Annotated in this window: 6 protein-coding genes; 5 read left to right on the top strand and 1 reads right to left on the bottom strand. The window is 67.1% G+C overall.

Annotated features, from left to right (window positions below; all coding sequences use genetic code 11):
• Positions 1 to 874 (top strand): cation:proton antiporter (locus AAF563_25115; GenBank protein MEM7124580.1); only part of this gene is annotated, 874 nt, incomplete at its 5' end.
• On the top strand, positions 849 to 1,457 hold the full coding sequence (locus AAF563_25110) for a ribonuclease HII (GenBank protein MEM7124579.1): 609 nt from the start codon (positions 849 to 851) through the stop codon (positions 1,455 to 1,457). The genes AAF563_25115 and AAF563_25110, both read left to right, overlap by 26 nt.
• 98 nt (positions 1,458 to 1,555) lie before the next feature.
• Here the strand turns inward: AAF563_25110 and mutY are convergent, their stop codons facing one another.
• Positions 1,556 to 2,608 (bottom strand): A/G-specific adenine glycosylase, encoded by a 1,053-nt coding sequence (gene mutY / locus AAF563_25105; GenBank protein ID MEM7124578.1) that lies wholly within the window; start codon positions 2,606 to 2,608, stop codon positions 1,556 to 1,558.
• Positions 2,609 to 2,650: 42 nt separating this feature from the next.
• Between mutY and AAF563_25100 the strand changes: the two genes are divergently transcribed.
• From AAF563_25100 to AAF563_25090, 3 genes are all read left to right on the top strand, one after another.
• Entirely contained in the window at positions 2,651 to 3,148 is a 498-nt protein-coding gene (locus tag AAF563_25100) for a DciA family protein (GenBank protein MEM7124577.1), read from the top strand.
• A gap of 70 nt (positions 3,149 to 3,218) precedes the next feature.
• Entirely contained in the window at positions 3,219 to 3,830 is a 612-nt protein-coding gene (locus tag AAF563_25095) for a DsbA family protein (protein MEM7124576.1), read from the top strand.
• A gap of 37 nt (positions 3,831 to 3,867) precedes the next feature.
• A complete protein-coding gene (locus AAF563_25090; GenBank protein MEM7124575.1) occupies positions 3,868 to 7,308 on the top strand; it encodes an AAA family ATPase in 3,441 nt (1,146 codons plus the stop codon).
• The last annotated feature ends 193 nt before the right edge of the window (positions 7,309 to 7,501 follow it).

The raw sequence follows: 7,501 nt of genomic DNA, 5'->3' as shown, positions 1-7,501 counted from the left end.
GGGTAAGGAGTTCGAACCCACTGATCTGCTGCCCTTGGTCGGCGCGATCGCGTTCTTGGCCTTCTTTGTCTGGTTCCTGGGCAAGCGCGGCCGGGTCCGCCTGCCGTTCCGCAACCTGACCCACGGCCAGGCCGATCTGGTGACCCTGGCGGCGCTGGGCTACTGCTTCGCGGCGGCGGCTATCAGCGGCCTGTTCGGCCTGTCGACCGCCTATGGCGCGTTCCTGGCCGGGCTGCTGCTGGGCAACAGCACCGACCGCAAGACCATGCAGCGGGTCACCCTGCCGATCCAGGGCGTCCTGCTAATGGCCTTCTTCCTGTCGATTGGCATGCTGCTCGACCTCAAGTTCATCTGGGACAACCTGGGTCAGGTGCTGTTGTTGCTGCTGGTCGTCACCATCGGCAAGTCGGCGATGAACGTCGGCATCATGCGCGCGTTGGGCGAGCCGTGGCCGCGCGCCTGGCTGGGTGGTGTCGTGCTCGGTCAGATCGGCGAGTTCTCCTTCGTGCTTGCTGCCCTCGGCCTTGCCGTCGCCGCCATCGACACCGACGGTTACCGCATGTTCGTCGCCGTCATCGCGCTCAGCCTGGTGATCAGCCCGATCTGGTTCGACAGCGCCCGGCGCCTGCAGCGCATCGCCACGACCGGCGCCGACAATCTGAACGACCTGGTCATGCTGCTCTATCCGGCCCAGCTTGCCGCGCTCAAGATCGCCGAGCAGACGGCGAAAGGCCGCGCCCAGCGTTTCGCCGCCTGGGCCAAGACACGGCGCAACCGGCTGGAGCGCAAGCGCGCCGACCACAATGCCGCCAAGGAAGAGAAAACCAACGGTTCAGACGCCCTTACCGATGACCGGCCCGACACTTCAGTTTGAAACCGCATGCGGCGCGCCGGTCGTCGCCGGCGTCGACGAGGTCGGACGCGGTCCGTGGGCGGGACCGGTCGTCGCAGCCGCGGTGATCTTGGACACCGCCCGCCTGCCGGACGGCCTTAACGACTCAAAGAAATTGTCGCGGCAAAGGCGCGAGACCCTGGACGTCGCGATCCGCCAGACGTCGGCGGTCGGGCTTGGCGTCGTCGATGTCGCCGATATTGACCGGCTCAACATCCTGGCGGCCGCCATGGAAGCCATGCGGCGCGCCGTGGCCGCCCTGCCGGTGGCGCCCGGCCACGCATTGATCGACGGCAACCGCCTGCCCGACCTCGCCATGCCGGCCACCGCCGTGGTCAAGGGCGATGGTCTCAGCGTCTCCATCGCCGCGGCCTCGATCGTCGCGAAAGTGCATCGCGACCGGCTGATGGCCAATCTGGCGGAGACCTTCCCGGCCTATGGATGGGAACGCAATGCCGGATACGGCACCGCCGAACACCAGGCGGCCCTGCGTGACCACGGCGTCACCTGCCACCACCGGCGATCGTTCGCGCCGATTGCGCGCCTGCTCGCCGAGACCGGTTAGCGCGCGGCTGATCCACTGGCATCGCCGGCCCACTCCCCTCCCGGCCACCCATGGCAGCATCCTCGGAGTGGCCGGGAGGGGGAGTGAGCCGGTGCAGCTCAGAGCTGAGACCGCGCGTGGCGGATGATTTTGCGCGTCATGGTCGGCAGCGCGAGATCCTCGTCGGTTTCCGGGCGATACCAACGGCCATCGACGTCGCTGACCTCTGCCGCGGCAACCTGGAAATCGAGCGCGAAGTGGGTGAAGCCGTGGCGCACCACGCCGGGCAACAGACGCCATTCCGCCGGGCTAGGCGCGTGCATCAGTGCCTCATCAAGCGACCAGACGTCGTCGCGCCACGGCGTCGACGGCACCTCCAGCATGCCGCCCAGAAGCCCCTCTTCGGGCCGCCGGCGCAGCAGAACCGCGCCATCGGTGCGTACCAGCCAGAACGCCAAGCCATGGCGCTGCGGCCTTGGTTTCTTTGGCACGAAGCGGGGCAGATCGGCGGCCATGCCCTCGCGCCGGCCCCGGCATGGATCTCGCCACGGGCAGATGCCACAGGCGGGCTTGCGCGGCGTGCACACGGTGGCACCCAGATCCATCATCGCCTGGGCGAAGTCACCGGTACGATCTTCCGGCGTCAGGCCGTCGGCATGGTGCCGGATCGTCTTCTTGGCCGGTGGCAGAGGGTCCTCGACCGCATAGAGCCTGGCGATCACGCGTTCGACATTGCCGTCGACCACCACGGCGCGCTCGCCGAACGCAATCGCGGCGATGGCGGCGGCCGTATAGACACCGACACCCGGCAACTTGAGCAGTTCGGCCTCGGTCGCGGGGAATCGCCCGCCGTGCTCCTCGACCACCTGGCGGGCACACTGGTGCAGGCGGCGGGCGCGGGCGTAATAGCCCAGCCCCGACCACATGGCGAGCACGTCGTCGAGGGGTGCGGCGGCCAGCGCCGCGACACTCGGCCAGCGCTCCAGAAACGCCCGGAAATAGGGCCCGACGGTCGCTACCGTGGTCTGCTGCAACATGATTTCCGACAGCCAGACCGCGTAGGGATCGGCGGTTTCGCCCGGTTCCGCGCGCCACGGCAGGGTACGGCGGTGGTGGTCGTACCAGGTCAAAAGATCGCCAGATCGGGGTGAAGTCGTTGACGGAGACGCCATGGCCTCGCCACATTGCGACGTCATCACGCTGGCCTCAAGAGCATGAAGAAGAGCCGACCAAAAGATAGACGCCGCAACCGGCCCATGCGGGCCGGCGCGCTGCTGCCCTCGGCGGCCGGCAAGCTCTACAGGCGCCACGGTTTCACCAATGCCGAGGTGCTGACCGAATGGCCCCGCGTGGTGGGCGAACGCTTGGCTGAAGCCACAGTTCCGGAAAAGCTAACCCGCGACGGGACATTGACGATCAAGGTGACGCCGGCGTTTGCATTGGAGCTACAACACCTGGAGCCCCAAGTGCTCGACCGCATCGCGACCTATTTCGGTCACCAGGCGGTCAAGCGGCTTCGGCTAATCCAGGGCCACGTGCCGCCGCCGGTGCCCCGGCCCCGGCCGCGCCGGCCTCGTGACTTGGAGGCAGCGGAGGTCCAAGCCCTCGAAGGGCGCCTCGCATCGGTTGAAGACGATGACATGAAACAGGCGCTGGACCGGCTGGGCCGCGCCATTCTGGGTTCTCAAACCCATCCACAGGGCAAGGCTTGAGGTGGTGGAGTCGCGTCCTTTATAGTGGGTAAACCCTCCCGCCACCTCGATGGAAAACGAGGATCGGAAGTTGATCACACGACGACACGTTATTCACGCTGCGGCTGGCGTCGCGGTGATGCCGGTGGTTGGCAACCTGGCCTGGGCCCAGGACGTGGCGCCGCTGCCCGACATGATCATGGGCGACCCCGACGCTCCGGTTGAGATCATCGAGTATTCGTCGATGACCTGCCCGCATTGCGCGGCGTTCCACACCGAGACCCTGCCCGCGATCAAGGAGAACTACCTGGACACGGGCAAGGCGAAGCTGGTCTTCCGCGAGTTCCCGCTGGATCGCGTGGCGTTGACCGCGTCGGCTGTCGCACGCTGCATCGGCGAGGACGGGTTCTTCCCGTTTGTCGACGTCCTGTTCAAGACACAGTCGACCTGGGCATCCTCTCAGGACCCGGTGGGCGAGATCAAAAAGCTCATCCGGATGGGTGGACAGGACCCGGCCCTGGTCGACGCGTGCTTGGAAGATCAAGCTGTTATTGACGGCATCCTGGCTGTCCGGTTAGAGGGCGACCAGACCTATGACATTCGCTCGACACCGACCTTCATCATCAACGGGGATAGCCACCCCGGCCATATGTCGGTCGAAGAGTTCGAAGCTGTTCTTGAGCCATATTTGACAGAGAGCTGATTGAACATTTCGTCACGTCATAGCCGGGAGGCATAAGGTGCACTTTTCGCGCCTTCGCCTCAGCGGTTTCAAATCATTCGTTGACCCGACCGAACTGGTGATCACGGGCGGGCTGACCGGCGTCGTCGGCCCCAACGGCTGCGGCAAATCGAACCTGCTGGAGGCCCTGCGCTGGGTCATGGGCGAGAACTCGCCTAAGAAGATGCGCGGTGGCGAGATGGACGACGTCATCTTTGCCGGCACCGAGATGCGGCCCGGCCGCAACGTGGCCGAGGTCGTCTTGACCCTGGACAACGCCGACCGCGGCGCGCCGGCCGCCTACAACGACAACACCGACGTCCAGGTTTCGCGCCGCATCGAACGCAGCTCAGGCTCGACCTACCGGGTCAATGGCAACGAGGTGCGCGCCCGCGACGTGCAGCTTCTGTTCGCCGATATCGCATCGGGCAACCGTAGCTCCGCCCTGGTCAGCCAAGGCCAGATCAGCGACCTGATCCGCGCCAAGCCCGCCGGCCGCCGTCATCTCCTGGAAGAGGCAGCCGGTATCTCCGGCCTGCAATCGCGCCGCCATGAAGCCGAGCTTCGGCTGCGCGCCGCCGAGACCAACATGGAGCGGCTGGCCGACGTCATCCAGGGGCTGGAAACCCAGCTTGCCAATCTGCAGCGCCAGGCCCGTCAGGCCGCCCGTTACCGGCGCCTGAGTGATCGCATCAAGGAGGCCGAGGGCCGCTGGCTCTATAAGCGCTGGCGCGACACCCAGGACTTTGTCGCCGCCGCCCAGGTCGAGCTGGAACAGGCCGAAGCCGCCGTTGCCGAGATGACCGGCCGAACCGCCGCGGCGACCACGGCGCGCGAGGCGGCCGCCGAGCGGATGCCGGCCCTGCGCGAGGCCGAGAACGAGGCCGGCGCCGCCTTGCATGAACTGGAAGTCGCGCGCGTCGCGCTTGACGCCGAAGAACGTCGGCTGAACGAGCAGCAGCGCGAGATCGAGGAACGTCTGGCCCAGTTGGTCCACGACCTCGAGCGCGAACGGGCGTTGGCCGAGGATGCCCGCCAGGCGCTGGCCCGCCTGGAAGCCGAGAAGACCGAATTGGAATCGGCTCGCGAGGGTGAAGCCGAGCGGTTGGCAGAGGCTGCGGCCGATGTCGAGGACGCACGCACCAAGGTTCGCGCGCTCGAGCAACAGGTTACGACGTTGACTGGTGAACGGGCATCGCGCCAGGCGCGCCGGCAAGCGGCCGAGCGGCAGATCGCGGACCTGACCCAGCGTCTGGAACGGTTGACCCGCCAGGCCAGCGGCGTGGATCAGGAACGCGATCAGTTGAACCTGGGTTTGGACGGCACCGACTCCCTCGATCGGTTGCGCCGCGAGGAAGCCGAGGCGGAACGTCAATTGACCGACGCCCGGGCCGCGCTGGAATCAGCCGAGGAAGCCCGCGCCGAGGCGCGCCGCAACGAAGACGAGGCCCGCAACGCCTTACAGCAGGCCCAGGCCGCGCTGACCCGCCTGGAAGCCGAACGCGACGCACTGAACGCCTTGCTGTCAGGCCGGCCCGACACGCCGGACCCGATCGTCGATCGCGTCCGCGTCGCTTCCGGTTATGAGACCGCCCTGGCCGCCGCCCTGGGCGACGATCTGGATGTACCGGCCGGCGCCGATAGCGCGATCGGCTGGCTCAGGCTCGATCCCTATCCATCACCGGCGGCCTTGCCCGCTGGCGCCGAACCCCTGTCGCGCCATGTCGAGGGGCCGCCTGAGCTGCGGCGCCGCCTGGACCAGATCGGCGTTATCGACGAGGGGCGGGGCGCGGCCCTGGCCGGCGATCTCAAGCCCGGCCAGCGCCTGGTCACGCAGGACGGCGCGCTTTGGCGCTGGGACGGCTATCACGCTGCCAGCGCCGCATCGTCGGCGTCGGCCCGGCTTGAGCAGCGCAATCGTCTGGACGCCCTGACCGGTGAAATCGCCCGGGCGACGGCGCATGCTGAGGCCTGCACGGCGCGGCATGAGGAAGCATCGGCCAAGGCGGCCGATGCCGCCACAAGCGAAGAGTCGGCGCGCCGCACGGTGTCGGCGCGCAGCGACGATTTCGCCACAGCCCGCGACGCCCGGCGTGACGTCGAAGGCCAGCGCCAAGCCGCTGAGGCACGCCGCGCCGATCTTGCCAAGACCGCCGAACGCATCGCGCATGACCGCACCGAGGTCGCCGAGGGCCTGGAGACGGCTAAGAGCACCCTGGCCGGTATCCCTGTCGAAGACGACGGCGAGGAGCTGGAGCAACTCAGCAGCGACCTGGAACGCGAGCGCGTGGGCCTCGCGGAGTTCCAGGAAGAGCACGATCGCCTGCGCCGCGACGCGACGTTCCGCGAGACTCGGCTTTCCACGATCGCCGCCGATCATAGGTCATGGTCCGAGCGCGCTGATGGCGCCGAGCAGCGTATTGCTGACCTCGCCACGCGCCGCGATCGCGCGGCGACCGAGAAGCAGGACCTGGAAGCGCGCCCTGAACAGTTCGCCGAGCAGCGCAAGAGCCTGGTCGAGCGCCTGGAAGCCGCCGAAGACGTACGCCGCCAGGCGGCAGACGCCCGTGCAGCCGGCGAGAACCAGCTGGCCGAGGCCGATAAGGCGCTGCGCGAGACCGAAGCGGGCCTTGCCGACACGCGCGAGGAACGCGCCCGGCGCGAAGGCGCGGTACAGCAGGGCCAGCAGGCCGAATCCGACATTCGCCGCCAGATCCAGGAACGTCTGGAAACCGCGCCCGAACCGCTTGGCGAAACCATCAAGGACCGCGACAGCCTGCCCAATGCTGACGACCTGGAGCAGCGCTTCGCCAAGGTTGTGCGCGAACGCGACAACATGGGCCCGGTCAACCTGCGCGCCGAGATCGAGGCGGGCGAAGTAGAAGAGCAGCTCGGCGTCATGCTCTCGGAGAAGGACGACCTGGAAGAGGCGATCGCGCGGCTGAGGCGCGGTATCCAGGAGCTCAACCGCGAGGGCCGCGAGCGGCTGGTTGCCGCGTTCAACGAGATCGACGGTCATTTCCAGACACTGCACAAACGCCTGTTCGGCGGCCATGCACGCCTCTCTCTCGTCGATTCGGACGATCCGCTGGAGGCCGGCCTGGAGATCGAGGCCAGCCCGTCGGGCAAGAAGCTTCAGATCCTCTCGCTGCTATCCGGCGGCGAGCAGGCGCTGACCGCGCTGGCGCTGATTTTTGCACTCTTCCAGACCAACCCGTCGCCGGTGTGCGTGCTGGACGAGGTCGACGCACCGCTCGACGACGCCAATGTCGACCGCTTCTGCGATCTCCTGAACGAGTTCGCATCGGAGGGCACGACCCGCTTCTTGATCATCACCCATCATCGTCTGACCATGGCGCGCATGGACCGTCTGTTCGGCGTCACCATGAGCGAACCCGGCATCTCGCAGTTGGTGTCAGTCGACCTGAGCGCGGCCGAAGCGATGCGGGCGACAGGCTGACCAAACAACTTCTTGATTTTAAACGGTTTTTACGGGTTTCCTTAACGTCGGAGCCGTCCTTGACAGGGTTCGGACCGCTCCGTATGGTGCCGCCGCTTTATCGCCCGATTCGGCGTTGCCAGAAGCGGTGGTGAGAGGCGGACGTGGCCTTCGGTGATCCCCATGCGTGATCCAAATCGGCCGGCCGATCTTT

It is taken from the genome of Pseudomonadota bacterium, from assembly GCA_039028155.1.
Classification (GTDB): Bacteria; Pseudomonadota; Alphaproteobacteria; order SP197; family SP197; genus JANQGO01.
Note: the sequence above shows the minus strand (reverse complement) of the source record. Positions and strands in the feature narration are given on the sequence as shown.

Bases quoted from the DNA above. Each gene is read 5' to 3' on its own strand.
- AAF563_25110 (MEM7124579.1), top strand. From the start codon at position 849: ATGACCGGCCCGACACTTCAGTTTGAAACCGCATGCGGCGCGCCGGTC.
- AAF563_25100 (MEM7124577.1), top strand. From the start codon at position 2,651: ATGAAGAAGAGCCGACCAAAAGATAGACGCCGCAACCGGCCCATGCGG.
- mutY (MEM7124578.1), bottom strand. From the start codon at position 2,608: ATGGCGTCTCCGTCAACGACTTCACCCCGATCTGGCGATCTTTTGACC.